Below are 15,131 nucleotides of genomic sequence, written 5' to 3'. Positions count from 1 at the left end.
CGCCTCCTAGGCCACCACTCGAATGATCTCGTCGACGGAGGTCAGGCCGAGCTTGACCTTCTCCCACCCGTCCTCGCGAAGCGTGAGCATCCCCTGCTCCCGTGCCGTCCGCCCGATCTCGGCGCTCGACGCGCGCTCGACCGTGAGGCGTTCGATGTCCTCGGTCACCGCCATCACCTCGTGCACCGCGAGCCGGCCCCGGTAGCCGGTGTTCGAGCAGGCGGTGCAGCCGACCGGCCCGAACATCGTCGGCGCCTCGGCGTCGGGCGCAACAGAGAAGCGCAGCCGACGGAGGTCATCCGGGTCGTAGGCGATCGGTTGCTTGCAGCGCTCGCAGAGCCGTCGGGCCAGACGCTGAGCGACCACGCAGTCGAGCGCCGAGCCGACGAGGAACGGCTCGATGTCCATCTCGGTCAGGCGGGTGACGGCGCTGGGCGCGTCGTTGGTGTGCAGCGTGGAGAGCACGAGGTGGCCGGTCAGCGACGCCTCGATGGCGATCTGGGCTGTCTCGTGGTCGCGGATCTCGCCGAGGAGGACGACATCCGGGTCGCTACGGAGGATGCTGCGCAGCGCGCTGGCGAAGGTGAGGCCCGCCTTCGGGTTCACCTGCACCTGGTTGATCCCCGCCATCCGGTACTCGACCGGGTCCTCGACGGTGATCACGTTGATCTCCGGCTTCGACACGGCGTTCAGCGTCGTGTAGAGCGTGGTCGACTTGCCCGAACCGGTCGGCCCGGTGACCAGGATCATGCCGTACGGCTTGGTGTACGCGTTCCGGAACGTCTCGAGGTTGCGATCGAGCAGGTTGAGGTCCCGGAGCGTGAGCGACGTGTTCGTGTTGTCGAGGATCCGCATGACGACCTTCTCGCCCCACACCGTGGGCAGGGTCGCGACGCGCAGGTCGATCTGGCGGCCGCCGTGGACGACCGACATGCGGCCGTCCTGGGGCTTCCGACGCTCGGCGATGTTGATGTCGCTCATGATCTTCAGGCGCGAGATGACGCCGTTCTGCACGGCCTTCGGTGCGCTCTGCATCTCGTGCAGCACGCCGTCGATCCGGTAGCGGACGCGCAGGTTGTCCTCGCCCGGCTCGATGTGGATGTCGGAGGCGCGGTCCTGGATGGCCTGACTGACGATCAGGTTCACGAAGCGGACGATCGGCGCCTCGTCCTCGGGCGAGTCCTCGACCGAGGACGACATGCCCTGGTCGGGCGCCGTCTCCTCCTCGAACGTGGTCGAGAGGTCGTTGAGCTCGTCGTCCGCCCGGATGTGGCGCTCGATTGCGGCCAGCAGATCGAGCGGCTCGGCGACGACGACCTCCACCGGCATCCGCGCGGCCGTCCGCACGTCGTCGATGGCGAACACGTCGCCCGGCTCGGCCATCGCCAGGAGCAGCGCTCCGCTGTTGAAACCGATCGGCAGCACATTGTGCCGCTTGCAGATCGCGCCGTTCACCAGCGCGACGGCCGCGCGGTCGACCGGGTAGTCGACCAGCTCGACGAAGGGCGCGCCGGCCTGGGCCGCGCGGGCGCGCGCGAGCTGCAGCGGTGTGATGGCACCGCGCTCGACCAGATCGCGCACGACGGACTCCTCCGACGCGGGCTCGCTCACCGAGTCCAAGTACTCGATGGGCAGGTGGCCGTGAAGGATGAGGATCTCTGTCATGGACGCCACGGGGGACCTCCTCGGATAGCAGGCCTGCCGACGTCGGGTCACCGGCAGAGCGTCGCCGTCCCCCGGGCGAGTCTCCGGGCGGGGCGAAGCCTTGTCACCCTAACTTCCGATGAGGGCCGCTCAACAGTCCCGCTTGCGGGTGCCCCGTCAACGGGGGCCAGGAGTCCGGGGGCCGGATTCAGCGGCGCCGGAGGTCGCCGCGACGACTCGCGAGGTAGACGAGGACGCCGGCCAGCACAGCGCAGCCCATCGTCGTCATCCAGAACGGGAGGGTGCCCGCGGCGTGACCGGAGACGGCCTGGACGATGCCGACGACGAAGCTCACGACGGCGACGACGAGCGCAACCGCCGCGAAGCCGACCATCGAGCGGCCGACCGTGTCGGTGTACTCCAGAAGCTGTCTCCACACGGGTTCTATTGTCCCGTACGCGGACGGCCGAACACGACGAAGGCCCCCGGGTGTTGTAGTTGTACCGCTAACGGTCTCAAATACTAAGTGCTCCTGTCCTCCACGACCCATTCGTAAGCCTCGCTCAGGGTGCCGAGGAACTTTTCACCATTCGCTCCGGATACACGGAAGAAGTCGTCTCTGTCGCCGGAGAGCCAGATTTCATAGAGGCCATCACCCGGGGGCACGAAGTTGAAGGTTCGTAAGGCCCAGCTGGCCCGATCCTTCGGGAGCTTGATCAGCTCCTCCGCCCTTCCCGCGAATAGCCCAGCTCTACCATTCTTCGGATGTACTGCTTGTGATTCACGGAATCTCGCTCAAAAACCACCTGGTCGCACGTGCCAATACACCCCGACCGCGGTCTGGAACGTGGAGAGTGCGATCATCAACGAGCTCAAGATCGGCCCATGCGCCTCCCGGATGTAAACACGCATCCCGTCCGCGCCCAGACCACTGACCTCTTCCGACGCCGCGAGGGCCTGCAACCCCTGCGCCAACTCGTGGACCGCTTCCATCCTCTCGGCAAGCCCGCTCTGCAACCCGGGCGAGGACGCCTGCCAGGCATCCGCCGAAAACTCCACCACACCCATCTGTTTCACATTCGCCGCTGCCGCTTCGGACACCTTACATATCAATCTGGCAATTTACATCAGAGATTGCAGAGAAGGGACCAACGGCGGGAAACGACGAAGGCCCCCGGCAGACGCCGGGGGCCTTCGTGTTACGAGCTACCTACACGCTTAGTTGTAGGTGCCCGGGGTGTAGTCGTCCGAGCTGAAGCTGTCGAAGTCGACGAAGCTCAGGTCGTTCTCGCTGAACGCGGAGTCGTCGGTGAAGATGCGGTTGGGGTACCGCTCCGCCTTCGCCTCCTCCGTCGCCTCCACCGAGACGTTCCGGTAGCGGGACAGGCCCGTGCCGGCCGGGATGAGCTTTCCGATGATGACGTTCTCCTTGAGACCGATCAGCGGGTCGGACTTGCCCTCCATGGCCGCCTGCGTCAGGACGCGGGTGGTCTCCTGGAAGGACGCGGCCGACAGCCACGACTCGGTCGCCAGCGAGGCCTTGGTGATACCCATGACCTCCTGGCGGGCGGACGCCGTCTTCTTGCCCTCGGTCAGCGCCGCGCGGTTGATCTCGTTGTACCGCGAACGGTCGACGAGCTCACCCGGCAGCAGGTCGGTGTCGCCGTGGTCGACGACAGTGACCTTGCGGAGCATCTGACGGACGATGACCTCGATGTGCTTGTCGTGGATCGGCACGCCCTGCGAGCGGTAGACGCCCTGGACGCCGCCCACCAGGTGCTTCTGCACCTCGCGGACGCCCTTCACCCGGAGGACTTCCTTCGGGTCGACGGTGCCGACGATGAGCTGCTGGCCGAGCTCGACGCGCTGGCCGTCCTCCACCAGGAGGGTCGAGCGCTTCAGCACCGGGTAGACGTGCGGCTCGTCGCCGTTGTCCGGGGTCAGGATGACCTTGCGGGACTTGTCCGTCTCCTCGATGACGATGCGGCCGGCGGCCTCGGCGATCGGGGACGCACCCTTGGGGGTACGCGCCTCGAACAGCTCCTGCACGCGCGGCAGACCCTGGGTGATGTCGTCCGCGGAGGCCGAACCACCGGTGTGGAAGGTACGCATCGTGAGCTGCGTTCCGGGCTCACCGATCGACTGGGCCGCGATGATGCCGACCGCCTCGCCGATGTCCACCAGCTTGCCGGTCGCGAGCGAACGGCCGTAGCAGGCGGCGCAGACGCCGACCGCCGACTCGCAGGTGAGCACCGAGCGGACCTTGATGTCGGTCACGCCGGCCGCCACCAGCTTGTCGATGAGCACGTCGCCGACGTCCTCGCCGGCCTTCGCCACGACGTCGCCGTTCGAGCCGACGGCGTCGGCCGCGAGCGTGCGGGCGAACACCGAGTTCTCCACGTTCGGGTCGCGGGTGAGGACGCCGTCGGCGCCCACGGTCGCGATCGGGAGGTCGAGGCCCTTGGTCGTGCCGCAGTCGTCCTCGCGGATGATGACATCCTGCGAGACGTCCACCAGACGACGGGTCAGGTAGCCCGAGTCGGCCGTACGGAGGGCCGTGTCGGCCAGACCCTTACGGGCACCGTGCGTCGCGATGAAGTACTCCGCCACCGACAGCCCCTCGCGGTACGAGGAGATGATCGGACGAGGGATGATCTCACCCTTCGGGTTGTTCACCAGACCACGCATACCGGCGATGTTGCGCACCTGCAGCCAGTTACCACGGGCACCGGAGGTGACCATGCGGTTGATGGTGTTGTCGACCGGGAAGTTGGCGCGCATGGCCTCGGCCACCTCGTTGGTCGCCTCGGTCCAGATCTTCACCAGCTCCTGGCGACGCTCGAGGTCGGTCGTGAGACCCTTCTCGAACTCCGCCGTGATCTTCGCGGCCTTCTTCTCGTAGCCGGCCACGATCTGCGCCTTGTTCGGCGGGGTCAGGATGTCGCTCAGCGACACCGTGACGCCCGAGCGGGTGCCCCAGTAGAAGCCGGCGTCCTTGATCCGGTCGAGCGCCGCGGCGACCTCCACCTTGGGGTAGCGCTCCGCCAGGGCGTTGACGATCGACGAGATCTGGCCCTTGTCGGCGACCTCCTCCACGTACGGGTAGTCCGCCGGCAGCGCCTCGTTGAAGAGGGCGCGGCCGAGCGTGGTCTCCACGATCGCGGTGGTGGGCTGCGTGCCGGTGTCGGCTGCGTCGGAGGGCACGTAGTCGTTCAGACGGATCTTCACCTTGGCGTTGAGGTGCAGCGAGCCCTGGTCCTTCGCGAGGATCGCCTCGGAGACCGAGGAGAACGCGCGACCCTCGCCCACAGCGCCCTCGCGGACGGTGGTGAGGTGGTGCAGACCGATGATCATGTCCTGCGAGGGCAGGGTGACCGGGCGGCCGTCGGACGGCTTCAGGATGTTGTTCGAGGCGAGCATCAGGATGCGGGCCTCGGCCTGGGCCTCCACCGACAGGGGCAGGTGCACGGCCATCTGGTCGCCGTCGAAGTCCGCGTTGAAGGCGGCGCACACCAGCGGGTGGAGCTGGATGGCCTTGCCTTCGACGAGCTGCGGCTCGAAGGCCTGGATGCCGAGACGGTGCAGGGTGGGAGCGCGGTTCAGGAGGACCGGGCGCTCGCGGATGATCTCCTCGAGCACGTCCCAGACCTGCGGGCGCGAACGCTCCACCATGCGCTTGGCGGCCTTGATGTTCTGAGCGTGGCTCAGGTCGATCAGGCGCTTGATCACGAACGGCTTGAACAGCTCAAGCGCCATCTGCTTGGGCAGACCGCACTGGTGCAGCTTGAGCTGCGGACCCACGATGATGACCGAACGGCCCGAGTAGTCCACGCGCTTGCCGAGCAGGTTCTGGCGGAACCGGCCCTGCTTGCCCTTCAGCATGTCGCTGAGGGACTTGAGCGCGCGGTTGCCGGTGCCCGTGACCGGGCGGCCGCGGCGACCGTTGTCGAACAGCGCGTCGACGGCCTCCTGGAGCATGCGCTTCTCGTTGTTCACGATGATCTCGGGAGCACCGAGGTCGAGCAGGCGGCGGAGACGGTTGTTGCGGTTGATCACACGGCGGTACAGGTCGTTCAGGTCGGAGGTCGCGAAGCGGCCACCGTCGAGCTGGACCATCGGGCGCAGCTCCGGCGGGATGACCGGGACGACGTCCAGGACCATCGCGGCCGGCGAGTTGCCGGTCGCCAGGAACGACGACACCACGCGCAGGCGCTTGATGGCGCGGATCTTCTTCTGGCCCTTGCCGTTGGCGATCTGCTCGCGGAGCAGCTCGGCCTCGGCGGCCAGGTCGAAGGCCAGCAGACGGCGCTTGATCGCCTCGGCGCCCATGAACGCCTCGAAGTACAGGCCGTAGCGGTCGACGAGCTCGTTGAAGTCCGCGTCCTCCGGCTTGAGGTCGCCGACCTTGAGGGTGCGGAACGACTCCCACACGCGCTCCAGGCGGGCGATGTCCTCGTCGTAGGACTTGCGGATCTGGCCCATCTCCTTCTCGGAGGTGTCCTTGACGCGACGCTTCTGGTCGGCCTTGGCACCTTCCTCCTCGAGGGCGGCGAGATCGGTCTCCAGACGCTGAAGACGGTCGGCGACGCGGGCGTCGCGCTGGTCGGCCAGCGTCTTGATCTCCAGGCGCAGCTCGTTCTCCAGGCCGGGGAGGTCGGCGTGACGGCCGTCCTCATCCACCTGGATCACCATGTAGGCGGCGAAGTAGATGACCTTCTCGAGGTCCTTCGGCGCCATGTCGAGCAGGTAGCCGAGGCGGCTGGGCACACCCTTGAAGTACCAGATGTGCGTGACCGGCGCGGCGAGCTCGATGTGGCCCATGCGCTCACGGCGGACGGAGGACTTGGTGACCTCCACGCCGCAGCGCTCGCACACGATGCCCTTGAACCGGACGCGCTTGTACTTGCCGCACGAGCACTCCCAGTCGCGGGACGGGCCGAAGATCTGCTCTCCGAAGAGGCCGTCCTTCTCGGGCTTCAGCGTGCGGTAGTTGATGGTCTCCGGCTTCTTGACCTCGCCGTAGCTCCAGCGACGGATGTCGTCAGCGGTGGCCAGGCCGATACGCAGCTCGTCAAATGTTGTCGATTCGAGCAATGTTTACTCTCTCCTAGAAAAGATTCGTCAGTTGGGTCTGGCTACCGGGTCAGATTTCGTCGATCGACGACGACTCGAACCGGGAGGAGATGTTGATGCCGAGCTCTTCCGCAGCGCGGAAGGCCTCGTCGTCGGCGTCGCGCAGGCTGACAGTCTGCCCGTCGGCCGAGAGGACCTCCACGTTCAGGCAGAGCGACTGCATCTCCTTGATGAGGACCTTGAAGGACTCCGGGATGCCCGGCTCCTGGATGTTCTCACCCTTGACGATGGCCTCGTAGACCTTGACGCGGCCGAGGATGTCATCCGACTTGATGGTCAGGAGCTCCTGGAGCGCGTACGCGGCTCCATAGGCCTCGAGGGCCCAGACCTCCATCTCACCGAAGCGCTGGCCACCGAACTGCGCCTTACCACCGAGCGGCTGCTGGGTGATCATCGAGTACGGTCCGGTCGAACGCGCGTGGATCTTGTCGTCGACCAGGTGGTGCAGCTTCAGGATGTACATGTAGCCGACCGACACCGGGTCCGGGTAGGGCTCGCCGGAGCGGCCGTCGAAGAGCTGCGTCTTGCCGGAGGACCCGATCAGGCGGTCGCCGTCGCGCGTCGGGAGGGTGGCGTCGAGCAGGCCGGCGATCTCCTCCTCCTTCGCACCGTCGAACACCGGGGTCGCGACCTTGGTGTTGGGGGCTGCGCTGAACGCGGCCTCCGGCAGGTCGGCGGCCCACTTGGGCTTGCCCTTGATCTCCCAGCCGTTCTTGGCGATCCAGCCGAGGTGGATCTCCAGGACCTGACCGAAGTTCATGCGGCCAGGAACACCCAGCGGGTTCAGGATGACGTCGACCGGCGTGCCGTCCGCGAGGAACGGCATGTCCTCGACGGGCAGGATCTTGGAGATGACGCCCTTGTTGCCGTGACGGCCGGCGAGCTTGTCGCCCGCGGTGATCTTGCGCTTCTGGGCGATGTAGACCACGACGCGCTGGTTGACGCCGGAGCCGAGCTCGTCGTCGCCGTCCTGCGAGTCGAAGACCTTGACACCGATGATCGTGCCCTCTTCACCGTGGGGAACCTTGAGCGAGGTGTCGCGCACCTCGCGGCTCTTCTCGTTGAAGATCGCGCGGAGCAGGCGCTCCTCGGCCGACAGCTCGGTCTCGCCCTTCGGCGTGACCTTGCCGACCAGGATGTCGCCGGGGCGCACCTCGGCGCCGATGCGGATGATGCCGCGCTCGTCGAGGTCGGCCAGGAGGTCCGGGCTGACGTTCGGCAGGTCGCGGGTGATCTCCTCCTTGCCGAGCTTGGTGTCGCGGGCGTCGACCTCGTACTCCTCGATGTGGATCGAGGAGAGGGTGTCGTCCTTCACCAGGTTCTGGCTGAGGATGATCGCGTCCTCGAAGTTGTGACCCTCCCACGGCATGAACGCGACGAGCAGGTTCTTGCCGAGCGCGAGCTCGCCGTTCTCGGTCGCGGGGCCGTCTGCGACGACCTCCCCGGCCTCGATGCGGTCGCCCTCGTCCACGACCACGCGGTGGTTGTAGGACGTGCCCTGGTTGGAGCGGTCGAACTTGCGCAGGTAGTAGGACTTGACCGTGCCGTCGTCAGCCTGGACCGTGACAGCGTCGGCCGAGACCTCGGTGACCACACCGGACTTCTCCGCGGTGACCACGTCACCGGCGTCGATGGCCGCGTAGCCCTCCATACCGGTTCCGACGACCGGGCTCTCCGAGCGGAGCAGCGGCACCGCCTGGCGCTGCATGTTCGCACCCATGAGGGCTCGGTTGGCGTCGTCGTGCTCGAGGAACGGGATGAGCGAGGTGCCCACCGAGACCATCTGGCGCGGGGAGACGTCCATGTAGCCGATCTCGTCGGCGGGGATCAGGTCGACCTCGCCGCCCTTCTGACGGGCGAGGACGCGCTCCTCGGTGAAGTGGCCGCTCGGGTCGAGCGGGGCGTTGGCCTGCGCGATGACGAAGTCGTCCTCCTCGGAGGCGGTCAGGTAGTCGATCTTGTCGGTGACCCGGCCCTCGACGACCTTGCGGTACGGCGTCTCGATGAAGCCGAAGGAGTTGATCCGCGCGAACGACGCGAGCGAGCCGATCAGACCGATGTTCGGGCCTTCCGGCGTCTCGATCGGGCACATGCGGCCGTAGTGCGACGGGTGCACGTCGCGGACCTCGACGCCTGCGCGCTCACGGCTCAGACCGCCGGGGCCCAGCGCCGACAGGCGGCGCTTGTGGGTCAGGCCCGCGAGCGGGTTGTTCTGGTCCATGAACTGCGAGAGCTGCGAGGTGCCGAAGAACTCCTTGATCGCCGCGACGACGGGTCGCACGTTGATCAGGGTCTGCGGGGTGATCGCCTCGATGTCCTGCGTGGTCATGCGCTCGCGGACGACGCGCTCCATGCGCGAGAGACCGGTGCGGACCTGGTTCTGGATGAGCTCGCCGACGGCGCGGATGCGACGGTTGCCGAAGTGGTCGATGTCGTCGGTGTCGAGGCGGATGTTCGTCTCGACGCCGTTGCGGAGGCCCTTGAACGTGGTCTGGCCGTCGTGCAGGGAGACCAGGTACTTGATCGTCGCGATGATGTCCTGGACGGTCAGCACCGAGTCCGTCAGCGGGGCCTCGAGGCCGAGCTTGCGGTTGATCTTGTAACGGCCGACCTTGGCGAGGTCGTAGCGCTTCGGGTTGAAGTAGAAGTTGTCCAGCAGCGCACGCGCGGCCTCGGCGGCGACCTGCTCGCCCGGACGCAGCTTGCGGTAGATGTCCTTCAGCGCCTCCTCCTTGGTGAGGATGGCGTCCTTCTCGAGGGTCAGCTCGATCGACTGGAAGCCGGCGAACTCGGCGAGGATCTCCTCGCTGGTGAGCCCGAGGGCCTTCAGGAACACGGTGACCGACTGCTTGCGCTTGCGGTCGATGCGGACACCGACCTGGTCGCGCTTGTCGATCTCGAACTCGAGCCACGCACCGCGGCTCGGGATGATGCGCGCCGAGTAGATGTCCTTGTCGGAGGTCTTGTCGGCGGCGGCCTCGAAGTAGACGCCCGGCGAGCGGACGAGCTGGGAGACGACGACACGCTCGGTGCCGTTGATGATGAACGTGCCCTTCTCGGTCATGAGCGGGAAGTCGCCCATGAAGACCGTCTGGGTCTTGATCTCACCGGTGAGGTGGTTCATGAACTCGGCCTCGACGTAGAGCGGGGCGGAGTAGGTCTTGCCCTTCTCCTTGCACTCGTCGATCGAGTACTTCTTCTCCTCCAGGAACGGGTTCGTGAAGGAGAGCTGCATGGTCTCGCCGAGGTCCTCGATGGGAGAGATCTCCTCGAAGATCTCCTCGAGGCCCGTGTTGGCGGGCAGATCCTGACGGCCCTGCGCCTCGGCTTCGGCGACGCGTGCATTCCACGCGTCGTTTCCGACCAGCCAGTCGAAGCTCTCCGTCTGCAATGCGAGCAGATCGGGGACGGTGAGGGTGTCCGTGATCTTGGCGAACGAAAGACGAGATGCGGCTCGTCCGTTCTTGGGTGTCTTGTCGGTGTTGGTTGCGTTGCGCGCAGCAGCCAAGGAAATAACCTCCGTGGGCCCCGTCGGGCGAGTTACTGTCGGTCGAGATGTGGTGTTGTGAGGGACGAGGACTCCCAGACACGTCGCGTGACGCCGTATCTGACCCGGTGAACCGGGCCCAGACGCGCGCGGGGGAAAAGTCAGAGCCGACCGCAATATGAAGGCAAGAGTGTGCGTGGGAGCGCAAAGAACCACTATATGTCAAACTGACGCGCCGTGTCCAGTCTTTTCTTGACCGGAGGCGCAGTCTCGGTGTATAACCACGCGGACTGCCGGATATTCCCGCTGTCCGGCGGCGGATTCCGCGGCCGGTCGCGCGCTACTTCAACCGCGGAGGCAGCGAGTCGACGGTCGCGATGACCGCCTCCTCGCGGGACCGCGGCCGCCAGCCGAGCACGGTGCGGGCCTTCGCGGAGGACCCGTTGCGGTAGACGCCGATGTCGGGCAGCGAGCCGCGCACCCGCCGGCTGAACGGGGCCGCGGCTTTGAGCACCCACGACGGCATGACGCGGGTCTGCACACGATCCCCGGCCGGCGAGCCGAGGTGGCCGCGGATGATGAGGGCCAGCTCGGGCGCGCCCAGTGCGTCGCCGGCCGTGGCGAGGAACCTCTCGCCCGCGGCCTCCGGTCTGGTCATGGCGAGCAGGTGCAGGTCGGCGACATCGCGCACGTCCACGACGCCGAAGTACACGTCGGGCAGGCGCGGGAGGCGGCCCTCCTTCACGAGTCTCACCAACTCGACGGAGCTGGAGTAGTCGGGGCCGAGCACCGGGCCGAGGATGCCGACCGGGTTGACCGTGGCGAGCTCCAGGGAGCCGCCCTCCTTGGCGATGAAGTCCCACGCCGCGTGCTCGGCGAGCGTCTTGGAGCGGACATACGCGCTGATCGGGCGGCCGCTGTCCAGCTCGGTCCAGTCCGCCTCGGTGAACGGCTCGCGGCTCGGCGCGTGGCCGTAGCCGATCGCGGCGAAGGAGGAGGTGAGCACGACCCGCTCCACGCCGGCGTCGCGGGCCGCGCGCAGCACGCGCAGGGCGCCCTCCCTGGCGGGCCGCACCAGCTCGTCGGGGTCCTTCGGCTCGGTCATCGGGAACGGGGAGGCCACGTGGAGGACGAACCGGCAACCGTCGACGGCGTCGGCCCAGCCTGCGTCGTCCAGGAGGTCGGCGACGGCGAACTCCAGCCGGTCCCCCGCGTCCTCGCTGTTCCCTTCTCCCAGGTCGGCTCCCGCCGCCAGCTGCGACCGCACGTCCGCGGCGCGCTGCGGCGACCGGATCGTGGTCCGGACGTCGTAACCCGCCTCCAGCAGGGCGAGCACGCAGTGCGCACCCACGAATCCCGAACCACCGGTGACCAGTACGCGATCGCTCATGAGCCCCATCCTCCCCCAGCGGAGTCGTCGGCGCGACCGGCCGTCACCGGCGCACGAGCGCGATCGCCTGAGCTCGGGAGGAGACCCCGAGCTTGGCGAAGATCGCGTTGATGTGGGTCTTGACCGTCGAGCCGCCGACGAAGAGGGCGGCCGCGATCTCGCCGTTGCTGAGCCCGTCGGCGACGAGCCCGAGCACCTCGGCCTCGCGACGGGTGAGCGTGGGAAACCGCTCCACGAGTGCGCCGGCGGGGTCGGCCGGGCGGGCGGGTGGCGCCGAGGTGAGCGAGCCGATGATGCGAGCGCCCACCTCCGGGGCGAAGGTCGCCTGGCCGCGCGCGACCGCCCGCACGGCGGAGGCCAGCTCGGCGCGCCCGGCATCCTTGGTGAGGTAGCCGCGGGCGCCCGCGCGCAGCGCGGTCAGAATCGACTCGTCGTCGGCGAAGGTCGTCAGCACGAGCACCGCGGAGCCCGGCGCCTCGCGCACGATCCGCTCGGTGGCGCCGACGCCGTCGAGCACCGGCATCCGGAGGTCCATCAGCACGACGTCGGGACGTTCGGCCACGGCGAGCGCCACCGCTTCGGCGCCGTCGGCCGCGGCGCCCACCACCTCCACGTCGGGCAGCAGGCCGAGCACGGTGACCAGCCCGTCGCGGATGATCGCCTGGTCGTCGGCGACGACGACGCGGATGCGGTCGCCTGCAGTCGTCTCGGCGCTCATGCCGTCCTCGCCGCTCATGCCAGTCGCGCCTCCGCGGTCACGGTGAACCGGCCGCCGTCCGCGGTCGCGGCCACGGAGCCGCCGAGCGGGAGCGCGGAGAAGCGTTCGCGCATCCCCTCGAACCGTGTCCGCCGCCCGAGGTCGCGAGCGCGGCGCCGCGCGACGTGGCGGCGGGCGACGTGGCGGCGGGCGACGTGGCGGCCGGCGACGCGATCAGCGGCGAGGAGACGGTGAGCAGCACCCGTTCATCCTGCCAGTCGAGCACCGCGTCGACCGGCGCGCCCGGCGCGTGCTTGCGCGCGTTGCTCAGGGACTCCTGGAGGGCCCGCTGCAGCGCCGTCGCCTGGTCGGAGCCGAGTGGGCGCGGTGTCCCGGACTCGTGGAGCGCTGCGCTGCCGCCGAGCGTGCGATGCGCGGCGACCAGGTCGTCGAGCGTCGCCCGGAAGTCGGCGGCGACGACGGTCGTCGTCGCGGTCCCCTCGGGGTCGCGCAGGGCGGCGACCGCACGCCGCGCGTCGGCGAGGCCGTCCGCGGCGAGCCCGCGTGCCGCCACCACACGTTCCCGAGCGGCGGCGGCGTCGCCGGCCTCCAGCAGCGCGTCCACCGCGTCGAGCTGGATGACCAGGCCGCCGAGGCTGTGCGCGAGCACGTCGTGGAGGTCGCGGGCGATCGCCACCCGCGCGGCTTCCTCGCGTATGGCGAGCTCCCGCTCCCGCAGCAGCGCGCCCTGCTGCTCGGTGAGGCGGAACTGCCTGCGGCTGAGGCCGGCGAAAGCCGCCAGCACGATCCCGGCCATCTCGCCCAGCACCGCGGCGACCGGCGAGCCGAACGGGAGGGCGCCCACCGCGACCAGCGCAGCGGCGAGCGCGGCGACGGCACCGCCGAGCGGCAGCGGCCACGTCGGGTCGCCCACCAGATAGAGGACCGCCACGGCGGCGGGAACGATCGCGATCCCGTCGGTGGCCGGCGCGACGAACGCTCCGGTCACCGCCGACAGCAGGCACAGCACGAGCGCCGCGCGCCGCCAGCCGACGAAGGTGAAGACCGACCGCACGAGCCACGTCGCCACCGCGAACAGCGCCACCGCGAGCACCCACGCCGGGCGATCCGCGGAGTGGGCGCGCACCAGCGACCAGCCGACGGCGCCCGCACCGAAGATGTTCAGTACGAGCGCCAGCAGCCCCGGTCTGCTCCAGAAGTTCACGAGACCATCATGCGGCGAGCGCGGCGTGCCGATCGAGACGCGCCGAGAAGACGGCGGTCCGGGCGGCGCGGTTGGCGGCGAAGACCAGGAAGATGACCCCTGTCGCGGTCGCCAGGTGCGAGCCGGCCGTCGAGGCCAGCGCGTCCACACCGACGCGGACGGCGATGACCAGCACCCACAGCACCATCCCGAGCACGCCGGTCCGCGACTCGTACGTCGCGATGTAGCGGGCGTCGTTTCCCAGCTGGACGGGGGACTGGAGCGGGCGGAAGTGCGCAAGCCCGCCCATCCAGGCGCCGACGGCCAGGGACAGCACGAGCTCGCCGGCCACCACCGCCAGATCGAGCGGGCTGAGCGATGTCGGCTTCACCTGCTGGACGATCAGCACGACGCCGACCACCGACATGATCGCCGGGAAGCGCCACATCTTGGCGATGGACACCGGACGCCAGGTCAGCTGCCGGTAGCCCACCCAGGCGATCAGCAGCAGGATGAGGATCGCGTTGGTCAGCGTCTGCACGTTCATGGTCCGAGTCCTTCCGGCCGGGGAGGTCCGGCACTCCTCAAGAATCGCGATCCGGCGCCCGTGCCGGGACCGCCCGGCGGCGGAGAGCGGGTGGAGATCCGGGTGGAGATCGGGTGGAGGCCGCGGACTACGCTGGACGCCGTGCCACAGAACCCGCCGCTCCCCTCGGTCGTCCTCGCCGAGAGCGGCTACCTCGCCGCGATCGAGCCGGACCGGTTCGTGCCGGGCGCCTTCCAGCTCGTGGTCGACGGGACGCCGCAGTCGCACGTCGACCTGGACGACCCCAGCAAGCTGTTCTTCGAGTACATCCAGCGGATGGGCAACGTCATCGACCTCATCGGCGAGCCGGGCCAGCCGATCACGGCCGTGCACCTCGGCGCCGGCGCACTGACCCTGCCGCGCTACATCGCCTACACCCGGCCGGGGTCGCGGCAGCAGGTGGTGGAGTTGGAGAGCCGCCTGGTGGACCTGGTGCGCGAGAACCTTCCGCTGCCCCGCTACGCGCAGATCCGCGTCCGGCACGGCGACGCGCGGGAGGTCGTCGGCAAGCTGCCGGCAGGGCTGCGCGGAGAGGTCGACCTCCTGGTCATCGACATCTTCAGCGGGTCGCGGACCCCGGCGCACGTGACGAGCGTGGAGTTCTACCGCTCGGCGGTGTCGCTGCTGAAGCCGGACGGCATCGTGCTCGTCAATGTGGCAGACGGGCCGCCGCTGACGTTCGCGCGCAGCCAGGTTTCGACGCTCGGCGCGGTCGTGGAGAACGTCGCGGCGCTGGCGGAGACGCAGGTGCTGAAGGGGCGCCGGTTCGGCAATGTCGTGCTGGTCGGGTCGAACTCGCCGCTGCCGCTGGAGTGGCTGCCGCGCCTGCTCGCGAGCGGGCCGCATCCGGCGAAGGCCGTGGCCGGCGAGGAGTTGCGCCTGTTCGCCGCGAACGCCCCCATCGTGACCGACGCCACGAGCGTGCCGTCTCCCCCGCCGGCCCGCAGCATCTTCCAGAGCGGCACGCGCCGCGACTGACGCGCCGAGCAC

At 68.7% G+C, this 15,131-nt stretch carries 10 protein-coding genes; 1 reads left to right on the top strand and 9 read right to left on the bottom strand.

Annotated features, from left to right (window positions below):
• Positions 1 to 6: 6 nt before the first annotated feature.
• The 9 genes from ACRAWC_RS17150 to ACRAWC_RS17110 all read right to left on the bottom strand — a co-directional run bounded on the left by ACRAWC_RS17150 (position 7) and on the right by ACRAWC_RS17110 (position 14,102).
• Positions 7 to 1,674 carry a GspE/PulE family protein gene (locus ACRAWC_RS17150; RefSeq protein ID WP_431348812.1) on the bottom strand — a complete coding sequence of 556 codons (1,668 nt, stop codon included), beginning with the start codon at positions 1,672 to 1,674 and terminating at the stop codon, positions 7 to 9.
• Positions 1,675 to 1,852: 178 nt separating this feature from the next.
• On the bottom strand, positions 1,853 to 2,083 hold the full coding sequence (locus tag ACRAWC_RS17145; protein WP_179604980.1) for a hypothetical protein: 231 nt from the start codon (positions 2,081 to 2,083) through the stop codon (positions 1,853 to 1,855).
• A 356-nt stretch (positions 2,084 to 2,439) separates the two neighbouring features.
• Complete coding sequence (locus ACRAWC_RS17140; protein ID WP_431348811.1) at positions 2,440 to 2,745, bottom strand: hypothetical protein; 306 nt, start codon at positions 2,743 to 2,745, stop codon at positions 2,440 to 2,442.
• Positions 2,746 to 2,862: 117 nt separating this feature from the next.
• Positions 2,863 to 6,738, bottom strand: coding sequence for a DNA-directed RNA polymerase subunit beta' (gene rpoC / locus ACRAWC_RS17135; protein WP_431348810.1), 3,876 nt, complete (start codon positions 6,736 to 6,738; stop codon positions 2,863 to 2,865).
• Positions 6,739 to 6,787: 49 nt separating this feature from the next.
• Complete coding sequence (gene rpoB, locus ACRAWC_RS17130; protein ID WP_431348809.1) at positions 6,788 to 10,285, bottom strand: DNA-directed RNA polymerase subunit beta; 3,498 nt, start codon at positions 10,283 to 10,285, stop codon at positions 6,788 to 6,790.
• A 319-nt stretch (positions 10,286 to 10,604) separates the two neighbouring features.
• Positions 10,605 to 11,654, bottom strand: coding sequence for an SDR family oxidoreductase (locus tag ACRAWC_RS17125; protein WP_431348808.1), 1,050 nt, complete (start codon positions 11,652 to 11,654; stop codon positions 10,605 to 10,607).
• Between the two features lie 43 nt (positions 11,655 to 11,697).
• Positions 11,698 to 12,390, bottom strand: coding sequence for a response regulator (locus ACRAWC_RS17120; protein ID WP_431348807.1), 693 nt, complete (start codon positions 12,388 to 12,390; stop codon positions 11,698 to 11,700).
• Between the two features lie 19 nt (positions 12,391 to 12,409).
• Positions 12,410 to 13,576: a sensor histidine kinase gene (locus ACRAWC_RS17115; protein ID WP_431348806.1), complete on the bottom strand. Its 1,167-nt coding sequence runs from the start codon at positions 13,574 to 13,576 to the stop codon at positions 12,410 to 12,412.
• Positions 13,577 to 13,583: 7 nt separating this feature from the next.
• Positions 13,584 to 14,102, bottom strand: coding sequence for a hypothetical protein (locus ACRAWC_RS17110; RefSeq protein ID WP_431348805.1), 519 nt, complete (start codon positions 14,100 to 14,102; stop codon positions 13,584 to 13,586).
• A 141-nt stretch (positions 14,103 to 14,243) separates the two neighbouring features.
• On the opposite strand from ACRAWC_RS17110, the gene ACRAWC_RS17105 reads away from it, so the two are divergent.
• Positions 14,244 to 15,119 (top strand): spermidine synthase, encoded by an 876-nt coding sequence (locus ACRAWC_RS17105; RefSeq protein WP_431348804.1) that lies wholly within the window; start codon positions 14,244 to 14,246, stop codon positions 15,117 to 15,119.
• Positions 15,120 to 15,131 lie beyond the last annotated feature (12 nt).

This window comes from Leifsonia sp. L25, assembly GCF_050632895.1.
Note: the sequence above shows the minus strand (reverse complement) of the source record. Positions and strands in the feature narration are given on the sequence as shown.

Excerpts from the sequence above, each read along its gene's own strand:
- ACRAWC_RS17120 (WP_431348807.1), bottom strand. The coding sequence starts at position 12,390 with ATGAGCGGCGAGGACGGCATGAGCGCCGAGACGACTGCAGGCGACCGC.
- ACRAWC_RS17125 (WP_431348808.1), bottom strand. The coding sequence starts at position 11,654 with ATGAGCGATCGCGTACTGGTCACCGGTGGTTCGGGATTCGTGGGTGCG.
- ACRAWC_RS17110 (WP_431348805.1), bottom strand. The coding sequence starts at position 14,102 with ATGAACGTGCAGACGCTGACCAACGCGATCCTCATCCTGCTGCTGATC.